The sequence below is a fragment of the Candidatus Margulisiibacteriota bacterium genome (assembly GCA_041650855.1).
Classification (GTDB): Bacteria; Margulisbacteria; WOR-1; order O2-12-FULL-45-9; family XYB2-FULL-48-7; genus JALOPZ01.
The window spans coordinates 297,089-314,790 of sequence record JBAZKJ010000002.1; the positions used below are offsets into that span (position 1 = coordinate 297,089).

The 17,702-nt window shown below is 58.8% G+C and carries 21 protein-coding genes; 13 read left to right on the plus strand and 8 right to left on the minus strand.

The window, feature by feature from the left end:
- Window positions 1-12 precede the first annotated feature (12 nt).
- Genes WC529_06255 through hycI form a run of 4 tightly spaced genes read left to right on the plus strand, consistent with a single transcriptional unit; the run spans window position 13 to window position 2,956 of the window.
- Complete coding sequence (locus WC529_06255) at window positions 13-1,197, plus strand: nickel-dependent hydrogenase large subunit (GenBank protein ID MFA5113876.1); 1,185 nt, start codon at window positions 13-15, stop codon at window positions 1,195-1,197.
- Window positions 1,178-2,116 (plus strand): complex I subunit 1 family protein, encoded by a 939-nt coding sequence (locus WC529_06260; GenBank protein MFA5113877.1) that lies wholly within the window; start codon window positions 1,178-1,180, stop codon window positions 2,114-2,116. Before WC529_06255 ends, WC529_06260 begins: the two co-directional genes overlap by 20 nt.
- Window positions 2,116-2,517 (plus strand): 4Fe-4S binding protein, encoded by a 402-nt coding sequence (locus WC529_06265; protein ID MFA5113878.1) that lies wholly within the window; start codon window positions 2,116-2,118, stop codon window positions 2,515-2,517. The genes WC529_06260 and WC529_06265 overlap by 1 nt, the downstream gene beginning before the upstream one ends.
- Entirely contained in the window at window positions 2,477-2,956 is a 480-nt protein-coding gene (gene hycI, locus WC529_06270) for a hydrogenase maturation peptidase HycI (protein ID MFA5113879.1), read from the plus strand. Before WC529_06265 ends, hycI begins: the two co-directional genes overlap by 41 nt.
- Here hycI and WC529_06275 read toward each other — a convergent pair.
- A complete protein-coding gene (locus WC529_06275; protein ID MFA5113880.1) occupies window positions 2,943-3,215 on the minus strand; it encodes a DUF4342 domain-containing protein in 273 nt (90 codons plus the stop codon). The two genes, hycI and WC529_06275, sit on opposite strands and share 14 nt — an antisense overlap.
- Before the next feature lie 134 nt (window positions 3,216-3,349).
- Between WC529_06275 and WC529_06280 the strand changes: the two genes are divergently transcribed.
- Both WC529_06280 and WC529_06285 read left to right on the plus strand, forming a co-directional pair.
- Window positions 3,350-4,444, plus strand: coding sequence for a hypothetical protein (locus WC529_06280; protein ID MFA5113881.1), 1,095 nt, complete (start codon window positions 3,350-3,352; stop codon window positions 4,442-4,444).
- 55 nt (window positions 4,445-4,499) lie between these two features.
- On the plus strand, window positions 4,500-6,098 hold the full coding sequence (locus WC529_06285) for a chitobiase/beta-hexosaminidase C-terminal domain-containing protein (protein ID MFA5113882.1): 1,599 nt from the start codon (window positions 4,500-4,502) through the stop codon (window positions 6,096-6,098).
- 55 nt (window positions 6,099-6,153) lie between these two features.
- On the opposite strand, the gene WC529_06290 is transcribed toward WC529_06285, so the two are convergent.
- Window positions 6,154-6,339 (minus strand): hypothetical protein, encoded by a 186-nt coding sequence (locus tag WC529_06290; GenBank protein MFA5113883.1) that lies wholly within the window; start codon window positions 6,337-6,339, stop codon window positions 6,154-6,156.
- A gap of 178 nt (window positions 6,340-6,517) precedes the next feature.
- Between WC529_06290 and WC529_06295 the strand changes: the two genes are divergently transcribed.
- Both WC529_06295 and WC529_06300 read left to right on the plus strand, forming a co-directional pair.
- Window positions 6,518-7,252 carry an SMP-30/gluconolactonase/LRE family protein gene (locus WC529_06295; GenBank protein ID MFA5113884.1) on the plus strand — a complete coding sequence of 245 codons (735 nt, stop codon included), beginning with the start codon at window positions 6,518-6,520 and terminating at the stop codon, window positions 7,250-7,252.
- 15 nt (window positions 7,253-7,267) lie between these two features.
- Entirely contained in the window at window positions 7,268-7,513 is a 246-nt protein-coding gene (locus tag WC529_06300) for a hypothetical protein (GenBank protein MFA5113885.1), read from the plus strand.
- Here the strand turns inward: WC529_06300 and WC529_06305 are convergent.
- Window positions 7,510-8,145 carry a TMEM175 family protein gene (locus WC529_06305; protein ID MFA5113886.1) on the minus strand — a complete coding sequence of 212 codons (636 nt, stop codon included), beginning with the start codon at window positions 8,143-8,145 and terminating at the stop codon, window positions 7,510-7,512. The two genes, WC529_06300 and WC529_06305, sit on opposite strands and share 4 nt — an antisense overlap.
- Before the next feature lie 36 nt (window positions 8,146-8,181).
- Between WC529_06305 and WC529_06310 the strand changes: the two genes are divergently transcribed.
- The gene (locus WC529_06310; GenBank protein ID MFA5113887.1) at window positions 8,182-8,343 is read left to right on the plus strand and encodes a hypothetical protein; all 162 of its coding nucleotides are present in this window, start codon (window positions 8,182-8,184) and stop codon (window positions 8,341-8,343) included.
- Here the strand turns inward: WC529_06310 and WC529_06315 are convergent, their stop codons facing one another.
- Window positions 8,344-9,021: a hypothetical protein gene (locus WC529_06315; protein MFA5113888.1), complete on the minus strand. Its 678-nt coding sequence runs from the start codon at window positions 9,019-9,021 to the stop codon at window positions 8,344-8,346.
- A 42-nt stretch (window positions 9,022-9,063) separates the two neighbouring features.
- On the opposite strand from WC529_06315, the gene WC529_06320 reads away from it, so the two are divergent.
- Window positions 9,064-11,808 (plus strand): L,D-transpeptidase, encoded by a 2,745-nt coding sequence (locus WC529_06320; GenBank protein ID MFA5113889.1) that lies wholly within the window; start codon window positions 9,064-9,066, stop codon window positions 11,806-11,808.
- Between the two features lie 5 nt (window positions 11,809-11,813).
- On the opposite strand, the gene WC529_06325 is transcribed toward WC529_06320, so the two are convergent.
- Window positions 11,814-12,095 carry a hypothetical protein gene (locus WC529_06325; protein MFA5113890.1) on the minus strand — a complete coding sequence of 94 codons (282 nt, stop codon included), beginning with the start codon at window positions 12,093-12,095 and terminating at the stop codon, window positions 11,814-11,816.
- Window positions 12,096-12,169: 74 nt separating this feature from the next.
- The gene (locus tag WC529_06330; protein ID MFA5113891.1) at window positions 12,170-12,814 is read right to left on the minus strand and encodes a hypothetical protein; all 645 of its coding nucleotides are present in this window, start codon (window positions 12,812-12,814) and stop codon (window positions 12,170-12,172) included.
- A gap of 69 nt (window positions 12,815-12,883) precedes the next feature.
- Here WC529_06330 and WC529_06335 point away from each other — a divergent pair, with 69 nt between their 5' ends.
- Window positions 12,884-14,092: a DEAD/DEAH box helicase gene (locus WC529_06335; GenBank protein ID MFA5113892.1), complete on the plus strand. Its 1,209-nt coding sequence runs from the start codon at window positions 12,884-12,886 to the stop codon at window positions 14,090-14,092.
- On the opposite strand, the gene WC529_06340 is transcribed toward WC529_06335, so the two are convergent.
- Window positions 14,089-14,919 carry a UPF0489 family protein gene (locus WC529_06340; GenBank protein MFA5113893.1) on the minus strand — a complete coding sequence of 277 codons (831 nt, stop codon included), beginning with the start codon at window positions 14,917-14,919 and terminating at the stop codon, window positions 14,089-14,091. The two genes, WC529_06335 and WC529_06340, sit on opposite strands and share 4 nt — an antisense overlap.
- Window positions 14,920-15,041: 122 nt before the next feature.
- On the opposite strand from WC529_06340, the gene WC529_06345 reads away from it, so the two are divergent.
- Both WC529_06345 and WC529_06350 read left to right on the plus strand, forming a co-directional pair.
- Window positions 15,042-15,959 carry an alpha/beta fold hydrolase gene (locus tag WC529_06345; GenBank protein MFA5113894.1) on the plus strand — a complete coding sequence of 306 codons (918 nt, stop codon included), beginning with the start codon at window positions 15,042-15,044 and terminating at the stop codon, window positions 15,957-15,959.
- Window positions 15,960-16,000: 41 nt separating this feature from the next.
- Entirely contained in the window at window positions 16,001-16,171 is a 171-nt protein-coding gene (locus WC529_06350; protein MFA5113895.1) for a hypothetical protein, read from the plus strand.
- Window positions 16,172-16,176: 5 nt separating this feature from the next.
- On the opposite strand, the gene WC529_06355 is transcribed toward WC529_06350, so the two are convergent.
- Window positions 16,177-17,691: a transglutaminase-like domain-containing protein gene (locus tag WC529_06355; protein MFA5113896.1), complete on the minus strand. Its 1,515-nt coding sequence runs from the start codon at window positions 17,689-17,691 to the stop codon at window positions 16,177-16,179.
- Window positions 17,692-17,702: the final 11 nt, after the last annotated feature.

The following is a 17,702-nucleotide window of genomic DNA, read 5'->3' on the forward strand; positions in this document are numbered from 1 at the left end:
AAAGACCGGGATATGCTGATCTCGATCGGGCCGCAGCACCCGGCGTTAAAAGAGCCGACCAGCTTTAGCCTGGCTCTGCGCGGCGAAAAGATCGACGCGATCCAGGTCAAGATCGGCTACAACCACCGCGGGATCGAAAAAGGCTGCGAATCGCGCACCTATATCCAGGACATGTACTTGCTGGAACGGATCTGCGGGATCTGTTCCCACGCCCATTCCACCGCTTACGTCCAGGCGGTGGAGACGATCGCCGGTCTGCAGGTCCCCCGGCGGGCCTTGTATATCCGGACACTGATCGGCGAACTGGAGCGGATCCACAGCCATCTCCTCTGGCTCGGCGTGGCCGGCCACGAGATCGGCTTTGACACGTTATTAATGTATACCTGGCGCGACCGGGAAGCGGTCATGGACCTGCTGGCCGAGCTGACCGGCAACCGCGTCAACTACGGCATTAACACGATCGGCGGCGTCCGCCGCGATCTCACCAAAGAAGAGGGGGAGAAGATCCTCAAGATCATCGACAAACTGGAGGAACAGACCAAATACTACGTGCAGATCGCGCAGGAGGAATCGACCTTGATCCAGCGGCTTTCCGGGGTCGGCAAGCTGCCCAAAGCGGACGCGCTCCGGCTTGGCGCGGTCGGGCCGACCGCCCGGGCGTCCAGCATCGCTTTTGACGTCCGCAAGGACGACCCGTACGCCGCTTACGGCGAGCTCGATTTCAAAGTGGTCAGCGCCGACCAGGCCGACGTTTACGGCCGGACGGTCGTCCGGCTCGGCGAACTGCTGGAAGCGTATTCGCTCATCCGGCAGGTGATCAAGAACCTGCCGGACGGGCCGATCGCGGTCCGCGCGCCGCGCAAGATCCCGGCGGGCGAAGCGCTGAGCCGCTACGAAGCGCCGCGCGGCGAAGACGTCCATTATGTCAAAGCGAACGGCACGGATATGCCCGAACGGGTCAAAGTGCGCGCGCCAACATTGGCGAACAGCCAGGCGATCGCCAAGATGCTGGAAGACCGTTATCTGGCCGACCTGCCGATCGTGGTGGCGGCGATCGATCCGTGCTTCTCCTGCACCGACCGGGCGATCGAGGTCGAAGGGAAGGGGCTGATGTCGTGGGAAAAACTGCGGCAGTACAGCATCGACTGGTACCGTAAACAGGGAGTGGATTTCCGCAATGTTAAGCGCATTATTTAATATCCTGGTCTTTCCGGGACTGTTATTCCTGTCGTTCCTCGGGACGACGGCGGAATACATCGACCGGAAGCTTTATGCCCGGTTCCAGAACCGGGTCGGCCCCCCCTGGTTCCAGCCGGTCGCCGACCTGATCAAGCTGTTCGGCAAGAGCGAAGTCGTGCCGGAGGAGGCGGACCCGGCGATGTTCAAACTAGTGCCGCTGGTCGCCCTGGCGGCGACTTGCGCCGCTTACCTCTACATCCCGATCTGGGGAACTAAAGCGCTTTATTATTTCAAGGGCGACCTGATCGTCATCCTTTATCTCTTGACCTTGCCGACCTTTACTTTTTTCCTCGGCGGTTGGTACTCGCGTTCGCTCTACGCCACGATCGGGGCGATCCGCTCGGTCACCCAGCTTTTTGCTTATGAAATCCCGCTGCTGTTGGCCGTGCTCGCCCCGGCGCTTTTAGCCAACACCTGGTCGCTGTCGGAAATGGTCGAGTATTACACGGTCCACCCGTGGTACTGGCTTTTTAACCTGATCGGCTTCGGCGTCGCCCTGATCGCCCTGCTGGGCAAACTGGAGCGCGTCCCTTTTGACAGTCCGGAGGCGGAGACCGAGATCGTCGCCGGCAGCTTTACCGAATACAGCGGCCGCTTCCTGGCGTTCTTCCGCTGGGCGATCGATATCGAGGCGGTGGTCGGCGCGTCGCTGCTGGCGGCGGTTTTTATGCCGTTCGGCCTCGGCTATGCTCCGGTCGTCGCTTTTACGCTTTATTTAATAAAGATCCTGTTCATCCTTTGCCTGCTGACGCTCGCTCGGACGGTCATGGCCCGCCTGCGCATCGACCAGATGATCGATTTTTGCTGGCGGATCGTCGCGCCGGTCGCTTTTCTGCAGATCCTGATCAACCTGATCTTAAAGGAGATACTGCTCTGATGGCCAAAAAGATCTTTAGCCGCCCGGGGGCGATGATCGCCCTGGTCCTGAAAACGCTCTTCCAGAAACCGGCGACGGTCGATTATCCGAACAAGCCGATGCCGATGACGAAAAACTTCCGGGGCAAACTTAATTTTTTACCGGAGAAGTGCATCGGCTGCCTGATCTGCATGAAAGATTGCCCGACCGACGCGATCGAGATCAAGAAGCTCGGCGACAAGAAGTTCGAAATGGATATCGACCTGGGAAAATGCATCTACTGCGGCCAGTGCGTCGACAGCTGTCCGAAAAAAGCGCTGGCGATCACCCCGAACTTCGAACTGGCCCAGTTCTCTCACGACAAGCTGAGGATCGTTTTTAATGCCGACGGACCTGAAGGCGGAACTGACCAGCCGTCTTAAGGGGGCGACGCGGGTCGTCCTGCTCGGCGTCGGCTCCGACCTGCGCGGCGACGACGCGGCCGGCATGCTGGTCGCCGCACAACTGCAAAACGCCCCAAAACCGACGGTCCTCCTGGGCGGGACCGCGCCGGAAAACCTGACCGGCGAGATCAAAAAACTCAAGCCTTCCCATTTATTGATCGTTGACGCGGCCGAGTTGAAAGCGGCGCCGGGGACGGTCAAACTCCTGACGCCGGAGGAGATCGGCGGCTTTTCTTTTTCCACCCACGCTTTGCCGCTCAAGGTGATGATCGATTTTATCCTGGCCGATTGGCAATGCGCCGTGACCATAATCGCGATCCAACCGGCCGACACGCGTTTCGGCGCGCCGGTCCATCCGGCGGTAAACCGGGCGGTCGGGGAGCTTGCCGACAGCCTAAAAGCGGTTATTTCTTCTTAGTTTTAGCGGTTTGGTCCCGTTCGACCGAGATCGTGCACTCGGTGACGAGCGCGGCGACCGCGCCGACGGCGGCCAGGACCGGGGCGAGCAGGGCGCCGACCACGCCGAACGTCAGCGGGAACGACATCAGCTCTTTTCCGTCCTTACCCTTGATCGTGATCTTGCGGACGTTCCCTTCCTTAACGATCTCTTTGACCTTGGCCAGCAGCAGCTCACCGTTCACCTTGAACTCTTCAATGATCTCTTCTTTTTCTACCATATTGACTTACCCCCTTTTCGCTGGCATTATAACACCTGCGGGGTGAGAAAACCCTGACTTTTCCCAAGGAGCATGAAATGAAAAAATGGAATTTGTTGCTTGGGCCTTGTTTGTTTTTGGTGCTTTGTTGCTTGTTGTTTACCCTTACCGGTTGCGGCGGGGGCGGAACGGCGGCGACCACGACCACGATCGCGCCGACGACCACGGCGGCGCCGGCCACGACCACCACGACCGGCACCTCTGCCACGACCACTACGACCGGCTCGTCGCCAACGACGACCGCCGCCCCGGGTACAACCACAACCACTACAACGACCAGCACCACGACCACGACCTTGACCCCCGGCAGCGTTTGGACCCAGGCGACCGCTGAAGCCGCGTTCTCTGGTAGGTCCGGGCAGTCCAGCTTGGTGTTTGACAACAAGATCTGGGTGATCGGTGGCATGGGGGCTGGTTCGATCGGGCTAAAGGATGTTTGGAATTCGAGCAACGGGGTCAACTGGACCAGGGTGACGGACGAGGCGGCGTTCGGCCCTAGGAGCGACCATGGCAGCGCCGTCTTCCTGAACAAAATGTGGGTTGTCTGCGGCCGAGACCCGTCCGTTTCTTATTCGAACGACGTCTGGTCTTCCAGCGACGGCGTCTTGTGGGAAAGGGCAACGGCCGAAGCGACCGGCATTGCCAGATGGCGCCCATCCGTGATCGCGTACGATAATAAGCTCTGGATCATCGCCGGTTATACCAGCGACGATGTTCCGACCAACGAAGTCTGGAGTTCGGCCGACGGGATTATCTGGGAATGCGTCACTCGGGAAGCGGCGTTCGAGCCCAGATTCAGTGCCGGCGTGGTTTCCTTCGAAGGGAACGTCGGCTTGATGGGCGGTTATAATAATTATACGTCCACTTATTTTAACGACGTCTGGTTAACTCAGGACGGAACGAACTGGGCGAAACTCGCGCCGACGGCCGATTATTCCGCCAGGGGCGGACAGACCAGCGTGGTTGCCGCCGGCAAGGTTTGGCAGATCGGCGGCGATAACGGCGGGGTGCTGCATGACGTTTGGAATATCAGCAACGTTGACAATACCTGGACGGAAGTGACTGCGGCGGCGGCGTTCAGCGCCCGGGGCAGCCACAGCAGTGTCGTTTTTAATAATAAACTGTGGGTCATCGGCGGTTGGAATGGGAGCGCCGCCTTGAACGATGTCTGGTATTCACCCTTGCCATAGCTAACCTTTCCCTTGCTGGTCAGGTTGAAGGTTGCGTATAAATAATAGGGGGGAAATGTTAGTGAATATTAAATTGGCGGGCTTCGTTGGTTTGGTTGGCGCTTTTTGTTTTCTGCTCATAACCGTTTCCGGTTGCGGCGGAGGCGGGACGGCGGCCACGACGACCACGATCGCGCCGACGACCACGGCGGCGCCGGCCACGACTACCACGACCGGCAGCTCCGCCACGACCACCACGACCGGCTCGTCGCCAACAACGACCGCCGCGCCGGGGACAACTACCACGACGACGACCGGCACGACCACGACGACCGCCGCGCCGGGGACAACTACGACAACTACTATGACCAGCACGACCACCACGACGATCGGCACATTGACGATCACGATGGTCCCGGCTTCCGGCTCGCTCGAGGCGAACAGCATACCGGTGACGATCGAAGCGAACGCCGGCGGCGCCACGATCTATTACACAACCGACGAATCGACCCCGACCACGGCTTCGCTGGTCTATTCCGGCCCGATCACGGTCGAAACCTCGCAGGTCATCAAGGCCAAGGCTTTCATGGCCGGTTGGACGGACAGCGCCGTCGGGACCAGGAATTATGACCTCTACTGGTGGCAGCCGCTCGGTTCGGGTTTGAGTAGCGGCGGCTGGGGATATGCGCTTTATTGCGATGGAGCGAACGGCCTCTACGTTGGCGGTGATTTTACTTCTGCCGGCGGGGTTAACGCGGCCAATCTTGCCAAATGGAATATCGCCCTCCAAACCTGGGAAGCGGTGGGCAATACGGCGTCAGATGTTAATGATATGGTCTGGGCGATCGACGGGATCGGTTCGGCGCTTTACATCGGCGGAAAATTTACCGCGCCGGCCATAAAGGTCGCGAAATGGGAAAGCAGCGCCTGGTCGGCATTGGGCGGCGGGCTTGATAAAAATGTCCAAGCTCTGGCGCACAACGAAGCCGGCAGATTATTCGCCGGCGGCGTCTTTACAACAGAGGTTGGTTGGGCCGCGGAAAGCATGATCGCTTACTATGAGAGCGGCCATTGGAACAATATGACCAACGGCCTTAATGACTCGGTCTCGGCGATGGTTTACGACGGAATTGGGAGTTTATATGCCGGCGGGGCTTTTACCTGCGAAGCGATCGGCGCTTCATCATTAAGCCGGGTCGCGTATTGGAACGGCAGCTGGCACAATGTCGGCAGTGAGATCCCTGATACCGGTTCCAATACTGTTTATGCCTTAGCTCTGGATGCGGCCAATAACCTTTATGCCGGCGGCACGTTTATTGTCACCAGCTCGGGTTATTATCAATATTTGGCCAAGTGCAGCGATCCGGCCGGGACGCCGGCCTGGAGCGCGCTGGGAAATCCGAACGGGGTGGTCAACGCGCTGAAAATGGCCGGTAACGGCGCGTTGGTCGCCGGCGGAGACTTTACCTCGATCGACAGCGTTACTGTCAACCATATTGCCATCTGCCTTAATCCCGGGACTTCTCCGCAGTGGCAAGCTATCAGTAACGGAACGGACGGGAATATCATGGCCGTTGCCTTTGACAGCAGCGGGAATCTTTATGTTACCGGCGGTTTCACCAAAGCGGGGGATGTAACAGTCAATTATGTCGCCAAATGGGGGAAGAAATTTTAACCGGCAATAAGAACAGGGAGTTCGGGCTTATTGTTTGTTTGCTGTGTATTGCTTGTTACTTTTTAATTAACCTGACTGGTTGCGGCGGGGGCGGAACTGCGGCGACCACGACCACGATCGCGCCGACGACCACGGCAGCTCCGGCCACGACCACCACGACCGGCAGCTCTGCCGCGACCACCACGACCGGCTCGTCGCCAACGACGACGACCGGCCCCACGACCACAACTTCGGCTGCCACGACAACTACAACAACTACAACTACGACAACCACGACCACTCCCCCCCCGGAAACTTACGGTTTTGACAGCAAATGGGGGAGCTATGGGACAGGAGAAGGGGAATTTAGATCGCCGGCCGGGATAGCTGTCCTGCCGAGCGGCGGGGACGTTTTTGTCAGCGACACAAGCAATAATCGGGTGCAAAAATTCACTTCGACCGGCGCATTTATCGATAAATTCGGCACGTTCGGTACCTTTGAGGCCAATTATAAAAATCCGAACGGGCTCTGTTTTACCAGGACTTATGATACTTTTCTGGTCGCGGATAGAAGCAACCACCGGTTCGTTGAACGGAGTCTTGATGGTAGTGCTCCAGAGGTGTGGGGAACGCAGGGGACCAGCGACGGTCAATTGGATTATCCGCGTGATGTGGGGGTAGAGGGGGCATTAAATCAGGCTTTTGAAGTTGATGCCGCCAGGGTCCAAGTGTTCGGCGCACATACCGGTGCTTTTATTAGGAGATGGGGAACAGGCGGTGCGGCGCCGGGGCAGTTTGATTCGCCCTGCGGCATCGCGGTCGATCGCACCGCTCAATGGGTCTACGTTGCCGATACCGGTAATCACCGGGTCCAAAAATTCAGTTTTTACGGCACGTTTGAGGCAACCTGGGGATCGTATGGGTCAGGCAATGGTCAATTTCATTCTCCCAAGGGGATAGAAGTAGATACTGACGGCAACGTTTATGTGGCCGACACCTTGAACCATCGCGTCCAGAAATTTAATCCAACGGGGAGTTTAATGGCGATCTGGGGAAGTTACGGAACCGGGGATGGTCAGTTTGTCACCCCGGAAACGCTGGCCGTTTACGGAACGAAAGAGGTTTATGTGGCCGATACCGGCAATCACCGGATCCAGAAGTTCGTAAAGCAATAAAGGGGGCAAAAGAAGATGGATTTCCTGCATCCGTTCTCGATCCTGCTGGAAGCGGTCGCGGCGGTGTTAGGTGTCTTGCTGGCGACGCAAAAGCGGAAGGCGTGGGGCTGGTGCCTGGCGCTGACGTTCGCGATCTACGTATATTACGACCTGGCGCGCTATCTTAACTGGGGAGTGTCGCCCGACATTCTCTATCTCAGCTTCTTTATCGCTTCGGTCTCCGTCACCTGGGCGGTCTGGCAGAGCTATAAGAGCTGCTAAGCTTTGCGCCGGCGCTTTGACCGCCAGTTGATGACGGTCATGATCAGCGGGATCAGCAGGAAGATGTTGGCGCTGTGCCGGGGGAAAACAAGCGCGCCGAGCATCGCCAGCAGGGAGACGGCCGGGATCGTCATGGAGGCGATCAGCGAAGAGTTGATGAAATCCTCTTCCAACGGCCGGTCGGTAAAATGTTTCCCTTTCACCGCGTAGGCCCAATTGGCCAGGAAGAAGAGGCCGACCAGGAACATATTCCCGGCAAAGAAGAGCTCCGCCAGCATCTGTCCTTCAAAATCACCTTCCAGCGACGCCGAGAACGGGATCAGGACGATGGCGGCGAGCAGGCCGATGTTGATCCAGAGGAGGAGCTTGTCCATCTTCCTGATGTGATGGAATTGCTGGGTGTGGATCACCCAGAAAACGGCCAGCAGGACAAAACTGAGCAGGAAGTTGAAGAAGCGGGGGATCTGGCCAAAGAGCAGGGAGGAAAGCGAGATCCCGGAACTGGCGGCGGCGTCCGGGAACTGCAGGTCCAGGACGAGGAGCGTCATGGCGAAAGCAAAGATCCCGTCCGATAATCCTTCGATCCGGTGGGTGGAGAGCTGGTGATGGTGTTCCGGCTGTTTTTCGTCCATGGTTGTATTATAATACCGGCAGAGGAGGACAACAACATGCAAAAAGAAATTAAACTTAAAGGGGTCAAGGTCTTCAAGATCCGGAACCGCTCCGGCTACGCCGCGCTTTACCAGAACAATTTGACCGAAGGGACGACGCCGCAAATGGCTCTGGCCCGGATGGCCAAGGCCGCCCGCCGCAAAGCAAAACGCCGGTAATTATAACCGGATCGGCTGGCTGAGCGAGAAGAATATCCCTTCGGCAAAGAGAGCGTCGGTGATCCGGTAGCTGCCGTAGCCGATGGTCATCCCGGTCCTGCCGCCCGGCAGGGTTGGATCGCTTTCCACGCCGCCGTAGAATTGAAACCCGATCCCCCCCGAACGATTATTGGTGCCGAAGAGGTTGAGCGACAACGCGGTGCCGACGTACGGGGTCATCCCCAGAAAAGATCTCTCCCGCAGAAAAAGCGTGGCGCCCAGATTGAGCGGCAGGGAGAACATGGCCTGGCTGTTGAGCCCGTTGCCGATTACCAGGCCGAGTCCGGTCTCGTATTCCAGCGCGTCTTCGGCCAGACCGAGCAGCGCCCCCAGCTTAGAGGGATCGTGGAATACTATATTGCAGCCGCCGCCGACCAGGCCAAACAAGCCTTGCTGGCCGGTCCGGTTATAGAGGTAAAGGCCGCTGAGCCGGGCGTCCAGCGAGCGGCCGAACACGCCGCGCTCGCGTTCGTATTTTTGGTATTCAGCGGCGGGTGAGGCCGGCGGCTCATTGAGCGTGCCGTTGGCCGCGTCCGGGGGCGGCAGCGGGGTCGTTTGCGGCGCGAAAGCGGGCGGCGCGTTCACGCCCCAGGCGGCCGAGCAACAAAGCAATAATACCAGGGCCAGATGGTTTTTCATCCACGGCAAGAATATCAATTTTGTAGTACAATATCAAGGAAGATGCGCAAGCCAATATCGACCGTTCTGCTTCTCCTGGCCCTGGTGACCGGCGCGCTGGCGCAGGACGGCTTTGAAAGTCTCCGCCTGATCAACGCCGCCAACTGGGGAAAACTGTTCAACGAAATGCTCGGCGCAATCGCCCCCAGCAAAGGGGACTTGCATTTTGCCCCGGTCGACGCCTATCTGCTTTACCGGATCCTGCCGGTCGGTTTGCCGTTAACGGTCAAGCCGTATCACCTGGCCGGCGCTGATCCCTCTTTTCGGCCCGAGGCCATACCGTTTTTGGCCGATATCACGCTGGCCGAGACCGACATCGAGAAACACCAGAAAAGATTAGGCCAGAACGCGTCGGCGGCCGTTTATCCCTCGCTCGGCCGTCTTTTCTTGCTGGCGGACGGAGCGCCCTACGCCCAGGTCAGGGTCGCGGCCGGCCCGGTCGAGGACTTTCTTTTACCCAACGACCCGTTCCTGAACAAACAGACCCCGGCCGGATGGTACAAGCTGTCGGCCCGGACCAATCATTATTTAAGCGGCGCTTTCTACGAAGAATCGGTCGTCCCGTTCGGCGCCTGGCTCCAGCCGGTCAACGGGACCTGGAGCTATCAGGAAGGCGGAGCGTGGTTCCGGCTGCCGGGCCGGATCGCGGCCGACCTGGCCGCCGCTCCCGACCGGCGGGTTGGCCGTTATTTCGACGTGCAGACCGATAGCGACGGCCGGATAACGGCGGCGCGCTGGGGCGACAACCGGTTCGGACGTTACGCGCTCTTTTGGTCGGTCGACGGCCGGGTCGGTTCGCCGTTTAGCGGCTATGCTCCCGGCGGAGCGGTTTTTGAACAAGTCATGTTGACCAAGGACCTGGTCGAATTGCTGACCGCGCCCGGACCGGATGATTTTGACGCGGCCGTCAGCCGGAACCGCGACCTGGCAAACTATCAGGCCAGCGGCTCGGTAAAACCGGCGTTGACGCCGGCGGAGGCAAAAGCGGTCGGCGAATTCACCGAGGACCGGCTGCCGCGGGAAAAAGGGGCGCGGCGAGCGGCTCTCGGCCGTTACTGGCAGGTGCAGACCGATCAGCTGGCCTTGGCCAGGCGTGCCGGCTGGTATGAGCGGATCAGGCGGGAATGGCCGTTTTTCCGGCAATTGCGGGAACAGCTGCGGGCCGACTTTACGCGAATGGGCGTTTATGCGCTGGAAAACCGGCAGAACGTGCTGGAGGAGTGGTTAACCGACCGGTTGGAATACCGGACCGTCACGCCGCCCGGCGAAGCGAAGTATGTCCAGGAGCTGAACTTTTCGACTTTTTTCCGTCCCGTGGAAAAGCCCTCGGTCTTCACCGAGCGCGAACGGGCGGTGATGAAAACGGTCATCCGCCGGGCGGCAAGCGGCGAGGCTGGCGGGTTAGCTCTGCGCTCGGTCATGGCGCTTAACGAGTACAACTTCGGTCTGATCCTGAACGATATCCTGGGGGACCTCTATAAGAGCCACGGCTGCATCCACGTCTCCCCGCGCAACAGCTATTTCCTTTACGAGATCCTGCCGCTTGGGGCGGAGATGGTCGTCCACCCGTATACCGACCGGCTCAGCGCAGAAGCGATCGCCGCCGTGCCGCCGCTGGCCAACCTGGTCAATTACGCGGAAGACCTGGAAAAGTTAAAAGCCGCCTTTGCCGACCGGAAAGCCGTGCGGATCGACGTTTATCCGAGCTCTGGTTTTTGGCTGGTTAGCCTGGATGGTAAGCCGTTCGCCCGGTTAGCCGTCAAGGGCGGAGCGCAAAAAGTGATGCAGATGGTGATGAGCCGCGATGCCAAGGGGCGTCCGGTCTTTGAAGCCGCACTGGCTTACCCAACTTCGCCCGGGCGGTTCCGGATCTTGAAGCGGACGACCAATTACGTTTCCAATCTTTACCGCGATACGACGATCATCCCGATGGGCGGGGAGATCGTCAGCCGGGGGGACCACTGGTCCTTTCAGGACAGCACCGGCCAATGGCGCGACCTGCCGGCTAGCGTGGCCGACGACCTGAACAAGCCGAGCGAAGCGCGGCAATATACTTTTTACGACCCGGCCGTCAACGCCAGCGGCGAGGTCGCCAGCGTCAAGTGGGGGAGCCACCCGTTCGGCAAGTACGCGCTGATCACGACCAAGGACGGCCGGACCGCCTGGCCGGAGCTGATCCATTCGTCCGGCGACCTGATCATGGAAGAGCGGCAACTGATCAATGATCTGATCTATGTCCTGGCGGCGCCGCACGACGCGCTGGACGATTGTCTTGATAACAGCCCCAACTTCGGCCTGTACAAGGATTGTTACGATTTTGTCAGCGGCGTTAACTCCGGCGAGGTTTTGGGGGACCGGGAACGGGCCGCCTACAAGCTGCATTACGGCCTGCCCAGGACGGCGAGCGAGGAAGCGACTTTGCCGCCGGATACGGTGGCTGCTTACCGGTCCAATCGGGGAGGGCTCAAAATGAAGCTGGACCAGCGGAAGATCGACGGCTTGGTCTACGATAATTACATGTACGTAGTGACGGTCGAGAAATACGCCCACCATTACGCGACGCTGCGGCGTTACTGGCAGGAGCTGAGCGGTTTAAGATTAGCGATGCTCCGGGACTTCAATGATTTCGTGGTCAAAGACCCGGTGATCTTTCATTCGTTCATGAGGGAATTAATGCTGGCTCGGACCCGCCTGGAGCGGTTGTCGCAGGAGAACGCCATTAGGCAATTAGCGAAATTGCTCGAGTAGCGGTTTTACTTGGCCCGGGATTTAGCTAAAAATTCGTTGCCGACGTCGGCCGCCTTCCGCGCTTCAAAATAAAGCTTGGAAAGCATCTGATGGCGTTTGTCTTCCGTTGTCTTCGGGGAAAGGAACGTCCTGATCGAGCTCGCGTCAACGGTGGTGGAGAACTTGGGGTCAACGCTCTTGATAACGGTCGTTATCCCCAACGAAAGCGCCAGCCGGATAACCTCTGAGAAACTGAGATCATAGGTCTCAGCGATCTGCTTCATGTGATCGGCCTGCCAGTCTTCCAACAATACTTGAAACCTTTTTAACATGGGTGTCCTCCTGTTTGTGTATAATTATAGCACAATAAAGCGGTTTTTGGTCAGAGCGGCAGTTCCCACTCATTCCAAAAGACGTTGACCGGCTTGCCGAAATCCAGGTGGAAGTAGAATTGCCAGGCGTGGTCATTGGCCAGAGTGGAAAAAATGATCTTCTTTTCGCCCAGCGTGACGGCGGTATTGTACAGCGCCGCCAGCGTCCGGCCGCCGATCCCGCGGGCGGGCGTTTTGACGTAAAGACCGCTTAATTCGAGCAAATTGGTCGGTTTGATCAGGAGAAAAGTCAGGTCAAGGAGCCGGCCGGCGTCGGTCCCCAGATAGAGAGGATTATCATTGAGCGAGACGGTCTTTTCGTAGGCATGCAGCGCAACCCTGAGGGTGGTCGGCCCGTTCCCCTTGAGCGCCAAATTGACATTAGCCTGGTCGAAGATCGAGCCGAGATTGGCGATCAATGTGGCGGTCGTGGCTGGATCGGCCAGTTCTCCCTCGCGGGAGAGGGCAAAATCGACCTGGCCGATGGTAAAACGCCGCTCGTCGATATGTTCCCGAGCTTGCCCGTAGGAGATCGCCTGGGTCTCGGCTGCTTTCAGGGCGCGTTCCTTGATCGGGACCCTGGGCTGTGCCAGCTGGGCTGGCCGGAGATGGAACATTATCTGGACCCGCGGGTCACTCGCTGATAAGTGGAACATGACCAGAATTTATCGAACAAGAGAGCGGAAAATTTCGCCAATTCGGCGAACCGTGGTATAATCAACCATATGCCAAACAGCAATTTTTTCGGCCTCGGAATCGCCCCTGGTCTCCTGGAGATCCTGCAGCGGCTCAAATTCGTGACGCCGACGCCGATCCAGGCGAAAGCGATCCCGACCTGCATTGAAGGGAAAGACCTGATCGGGGTCGCCCAGACCGGCACCGGCAAGACGCTCGCCTTCGGCATCCCGATGATCCAGCGGTTAGCCGCGTTAAAAGGCAAGGGCTTGGTCCTGGCGCCGACCCGGGAGTTGGCCCTGCAGATCGACGATGCGCTCCGGCCTTTTGTCAGCTCTTCCGGGATCAGGACGGCCGTCCTGATCGGCGGCGCCTCGATGCACCTGCAGGTGCAAGCTATCCGCCGGCAGGCGCGGATCCTGATCGCTACCCCGGGGCGGCTCAATGACCACCTGGAACAGCGGACGGTCAACCTGGCCGACGTCAAGATCTTTGTGCTCGACGAAGCCGACCGGATGCTGGACATGGGTTTTGCCCCGCAGATCGCCCGGATCGCCCGCCACATCCCCGCCGACCGGCAGACGATGCTTTTTTCGGCGACGATGCCCGGGTCGATCGTCAACCTGGCCCGTTCCTACATGAAACTGCCGGTCCAGGTGGAGGTCGCGCCTTCCGGCACGGCGGCGGAAAAAGTCACCCAGGAGGTCTTTTTTATCCGCAAAGAAGACAAGCCGAAGCTGCTTGGCACGATGCTGGAACAGTACCGCGGCACCGTCCTCATTTTTTCCCGGACCAAACGCGGGGCTTCCCGCATCACCCGCGGCCTGCGCGGGATGAACTATAACGCGGCGGAGATCCACTCCGACCGGTCGCTCTCCCAGCGCCGGGAAGCGCTGGACGGTTTTAAGTCCGGTAAATACCGGATCCTGGTGGCGACCGACATTGCCGCCCGGGGGATCGACGTGACCGGCATCGAGCTGGTCGTTAACTACGACCTGCCCGACGACGCCGAGAACTATGTCCACCGGATCGGCCGGACGGGGCGGGCGGGGCAGGAGGGGCATGCCGTGACTTTTGCCACGCCGGAGCAGAGCAGCGATGTCCGCAATATCGAGAAATTGATGAGAACGGCCTTGCCGGTCGCTAAACATCCCGAGCTTTCGATCGAAGTGATGCGGCCGCAGGCCAAGCCCGATACTTCGCACTGGCGCCAGCGCGGCATGAGCAGCTACGGCGCCCGCCACCGCCGCCGCCGCTAATTACCGATTATTTTAGCAGCTAACCGCTGAGCCAGCGGGATCGCGACCAGCTGGTCGGCAAAGCCGGGGCTGGTGGCGATGGTGACGACCCCGGCCTGCTGCGCGATCAGGGCCAAAAATTCCTCAGCCGCCGTGAAACTCTCCGCGTCGGGCAGCGCGCCCTGGTACTTTATCTTGACGATCGCGTCGAGGTCGATATCGAGGGCGAACCGTTCCCGGCCGCTGGCCCGGCTAATGATCTCGCTAAGCGGGACCTCTTTGCTCAGTGGCCTGATTTGTATACGACCAAGAGGAAGCTGGTTGGAATTGCCGACCATTCCTCCCGGACAGCCGAACGAAAGCCGCCCGTTAGTTAAAAAAGTGTAGGCCCACCAGAATTCCCCCAGAAGCTGTTGCCGTAGCGCCGGCATGATGAAATTGGCGTTATTCAGTTCCCGCCGGATAAAATTGGCTGCGTCACCCAACGTCAGCATCTTGCCGGGCGGCGGTTGCAGGCTATCGTCGGGATGGGCGTCAATGTGCAGTAATATTGCCCCTTCTTTCAGGTGCCCGGTCAAGCGGGCCTCGTGCCAGGCAAAATAAGCCATCAGGTGATTATCCATGACGTAAACAGCCGGTCCGCCGGCTTTTTCCAGCCGGACGCAATTTTCCAGGCCGGTGAACTGGAGATCGGGCCTGTCGCTGAAGGAATTGCACGGGTGGCTGCCTGGCGTGATCGCGGCGGGATCGCCGGCGATCAGCGGCGTGTAATAAACGTGCGGTTTCTGCCGCGAAAGTTGCAGCTCGGTGAAATGGGCTGACCTGACCAGGCCGTCACGGCCTGCCAAATAATGGCCTCTTTGCGCTAAGATCGGCGGAAGATGCATGACAGCGATATATCGTTAGCCGACGTCGGTGATTTCAGTGTGCTACAATTGGGCCGATGCGGGCAAGATTCGCTTTATTGCTAATGGCGATTGTTTTAGCCGCCCCGGCGGCAGCCAAACAACCGGCGGAGTTTAACCCGGAGTCGCTGCCGGAGATCGCCGCACAGCAGTTTGACGGGCGGGAATTGAAGATCGTCAAAACGCTGGCGAGAAACGCCCAGTATACCCGCTATCTGATCAATTATCTGAGCGGACAGCTGAACATTTCCGGTATCATGAACGTACCGGTGGGCAAGGGGCCGTTCCCGGTCGTTATCACCAACCACGGTCACATTCCGCCGCGGCTCTACACCGTCGGCCGCGGCTTGAAGCGCGAGCAGGATTACCTGGCCCGGCGCGGCTTCGTCGTTATCCATCCCGACTACCGCAATCACGGTTTATCGGCTAAGGACCCGGACAGCGAAAGTGGCTTGCGCCTTGGCTATGTCGAAGACGTCATTAACGTTGTCCTGGCGGTCAAGCAAAGCGGCTATAAATTTTTGAACAAGGAGAAGATCGGGATGATGGGACACTCGCTTGGCGGCGGTATTTGTCTTAACATCATGACGACCAAGCCCGACCTGGCCCAAGCTTTCGTCCTCTACGCGCCGGTCAGCGCCGATTACATCGATAACTTCAACCGCTGGGGCCGGCGGAACCACGGGGGGCCGGGCGCAAGTCTTTTGGCCAAATACGGTTCGCCGGAGCCGACAGCCGAGTTCTGGCGCAACATGTCGGCCATTAATTTCCTGGACAAGGTAACTGCCCCGGTCGCGATCCACCACGGGACCAGGGATGAGTCGTGTTATATCGCCTGGTCCGACCGGTTGGCGGCCGAGCTGAAAAGAGCCGGCAAGGATGTCGCTTATTATCGTTACGCCGGCGAGCGCCATGAGTTCGGCCCGCAATGGGGCTTGTTCATGGAACGGACCGCAAGATTCTTCCGCCAACATTTGGGGTAATCTGCTATAATGCCTGTATCAACGGAAAGGAGCTAAACAACATGATCGCAGAAAGAAGCGAGTTCAAAGGGAAGCCGACCATCGTACTGAAGAGGAGCGAGGACGAGAAATATCCGTTCTCCTTCGGCATGGCCAAGGCGAAAATGATCCTCGATCACCTCGAGGATATCAAGAAGTTCGTCGCCGAGAACGAAAAAGCGGCCGGCGAATAACCCGCCTATTTATTTAATTTCTTAGCCGTCCAAACCCAGCGCTCGCCGAGCAGCTTGCCGGCGCTCTCCGGCATGGTGTCGCAAACGGCGGTCGGCGCCTGCAGAGCCATGGCGAAAAAGAGCGGTTCCGCCGGTTCCGGCGTCAGCGGCACGTCAACATCGTTCTGGATCTGCCAGCGGCAATTGTCCTGCCCCCCAAAGAAATAAGCCATATAAGCCTGGCGCTCGCTTTTGCTTAACCCCGGATAATAACGGACAAGCTGGCCGACCGAAGTATCGACCGGGATCCACCCGTAATCAGGCAGATAGAACTCCGCCCAAAAGTGATCGCCGGCCCCGCGCTGGCCGATGGGGAAAGTCTGCAAGCCGCCGGGACAGCGGGCCGGGATGCCGAGCGAACGGCAGAGCGCGGCAAAGTAGATGCTCTGGGCGCCGCAATCGCCAAAACGGTGCCGGTGGACATAGATCGATTCCGGGACCTTGAGGACCTCCAGCGCCAGGTGCGGCATAAAACTGTAATTGATCTGCTCGACCACGTAGTAGTAAAGTTTTTGCGCGGCCAGGTACGGATTCTTTTCCCCGGCCACGACTTTCCGGGCGGTGTCCCTGATCCCGGCGTCAAAGATGATGTTCCGGGCGGAACGGGTGTAACGGCGATAAAGCTGGCTGTTCCGATCGTAACTGCCGACCTTGGCCGGATCGATCTTGAACCGCTGGGCAAAATGACGGAATTCGTATCTTGCCTCTATTTTGAGATCGTTCTTCAGGGTGTCCAGCGGTACCTCCAGATAAGCCAACCCGATATCGCCGCTGGTCAGGAACGGACCTTTGACATATTTGGCCGGTTCAATGGCCACGATCTTGATGTTGTCTTGCGCGGCGGTCGCGATCGGCAGGGGGATCCAGATCTTGAACGTCCCGGCCGCGGGCAATTCCGCCCGTTTGAGCACCGCGCGGCCGCTCGCCAGGTAGGTGGCAGGCATAAAAAATGTTTTGTCGGCCGGACCGGCAGCCTGCTGTTTAAGCAGCGCCAGTAAAAGTTTGAGCGGGTCTTGCCCTTTGCCCAGGGCCGTTCCCTGCTGACTGGCCCGGAAATCGGGGTAGAGGTGGTAAAGTGTGTTCAGGAGATCGGCAAAATAATATTTTTTCCCGCCCATGGTCAAATTATCGATTCGGTTATCCTTAATGACCTGATCGATCCGGGCCTGGCTGATCTTGGGATAGGACTGCGTGATCAGCCGTCTGACCGCCTCCAGTGAATGCGGGTAAGAAAGCATCACTTTTTGCGCCCGCCAGTAGCCGGCACAACATTCCCGCCCGAGGCAGCAATTCTTTTCCTGGCGGTAAGCGGTCCGCGCCAGGTTAAAGTATTCCAGCGCTTTCGGGTAATTGCCGTGTCCCTCAAAGCGCATCGCCTGCTGGCAGTATTTATCGCCCCGAGTGGAGAAAAGACTGGAACAGCTGATGACCAAGAGGACGATCAGGACTAAGCCCGCGGCTGCCAGAAAAAACTTGCGCATGTTCCACACGC

What these genes read in the sequence shown, in the direction of transcription:
- WC529_06255 (MFA5113876.1), top strand. Translation starts at nt 13, where the DNA reads ATGCTGATCTCGATCGGGCCGCAGCACCCGGCGTTAAAAGAGCCGACC.
- WC529_06260 (MFA5113877.1), top strand. Translation starts at nt 1,178, where the DNA reads ATGTTAAGCGCATTATTTAATATCCTGGTCTTTCCGGGACTGTTATTC.
- WC529_06265 (MFA5113878.1), top strand. Translation starts at nt 2,116, where the DNA reads ATGGCCAAAAAGATCTTTAGCCGCCCGGGGGCGATGATCGCCCTGGTC.
- hycI (MFA5113879.1), top strand. Translation starts at nt 2,477, where the DNA reads ATGCCGACGGACCTGAAGGCGGAACTGACCAGCCGTCTTAAGGGGGCG.
- WC529_06275 (MFA5113880.1), bottom strand. Translation starts at nt 3,215, where the DNA reads ATGGTAGAAAAAGAAGAGATCATTGAAGAGTTCAAGGTGAACGGTGAG.
- WC529_06285 (MFA5113882.1), top strand. Translation starts at nt 4,500, where the DNA reads ATGTTAGTGAATATTAAATTGGCGGGCTTCGTTGGTTTGGTTGGCGCT.
- WC529_06300 (MFA5113885.1), top strand. Translation starts at nt 7,268, where the DNA reads ATGGATTTCCTGCATCCGTTCTCGATCCTGCTGGAAGCGGTCGCGGCG.
- WC529_06305 (MFA5113886.1), bottom strand. Translation starts at nt 8,145, where the DNA reads ATGGACGAAAAACAGCCGGAACACCATCACCAGCTCTCCACCCACCGG.
- WC529_06310 (MFA5113887.1), top strand. Translation starts at nt 8,182, where the DNA reads ATGCAAAAAGAAATTAAACTTAAAGGGGTCAAGGTCTTCAAGATCCGG.
- WC529_06315 (MFA5113888.1), bottom strand. Translation starts at nt 9,021, where the DNA reads ATGAAAAACCATCTGGCCCTGGTATTATTGCTTTGTTGCTCGGCCGCC.
- WC529_06320 (MFA5113889.1), top strand. Translation starts at nt 9,064, where the DNA reads ATGCGCAAGCCAATATCGACCGTTCTGCTTCTCCTGGCCCTGGTGACC.
- WC529_06330 (MFA5113891.1), bottom strand. Translation starts at nt 12,814, where the DNA reads ATGTTCCACTTATCAGCGAGTGACCCGCGGGTCCAGATAATGTTCCAT.
- WC529_06335 (MFA5113892.1), top strand. Translation starts at nt 12,884, where the DNA reads ATGCCAAACAGCAATTTTTTCGGCCTCGGAATCGCCCCTGGTCTCCTG.
- WC529_06345 (MFA5113894.1), top strand. Translation starts at nt 15,042, where the DNA reads ATGGCGATTGTTTTAGCCGCCCCGGCGGCAGCCAAACAACCGGCGGAG.
- WC529_06350 (MFA5113895.1), top strand. Translation starts at nt 16,001, where the DNA reads ATGATCGCAGAAAGAAGCGAGTTCAAAGGGAAGCCGACCATCGTACTG.
- WC529_06355 (MFA5113896.1), bottom strand. Translation starts at nt 17,691, where the DNA reads ATGCGCAAGTTTTTTCTGGCAGCCGCGGGCTTAGTCCTGATCGTCCTC.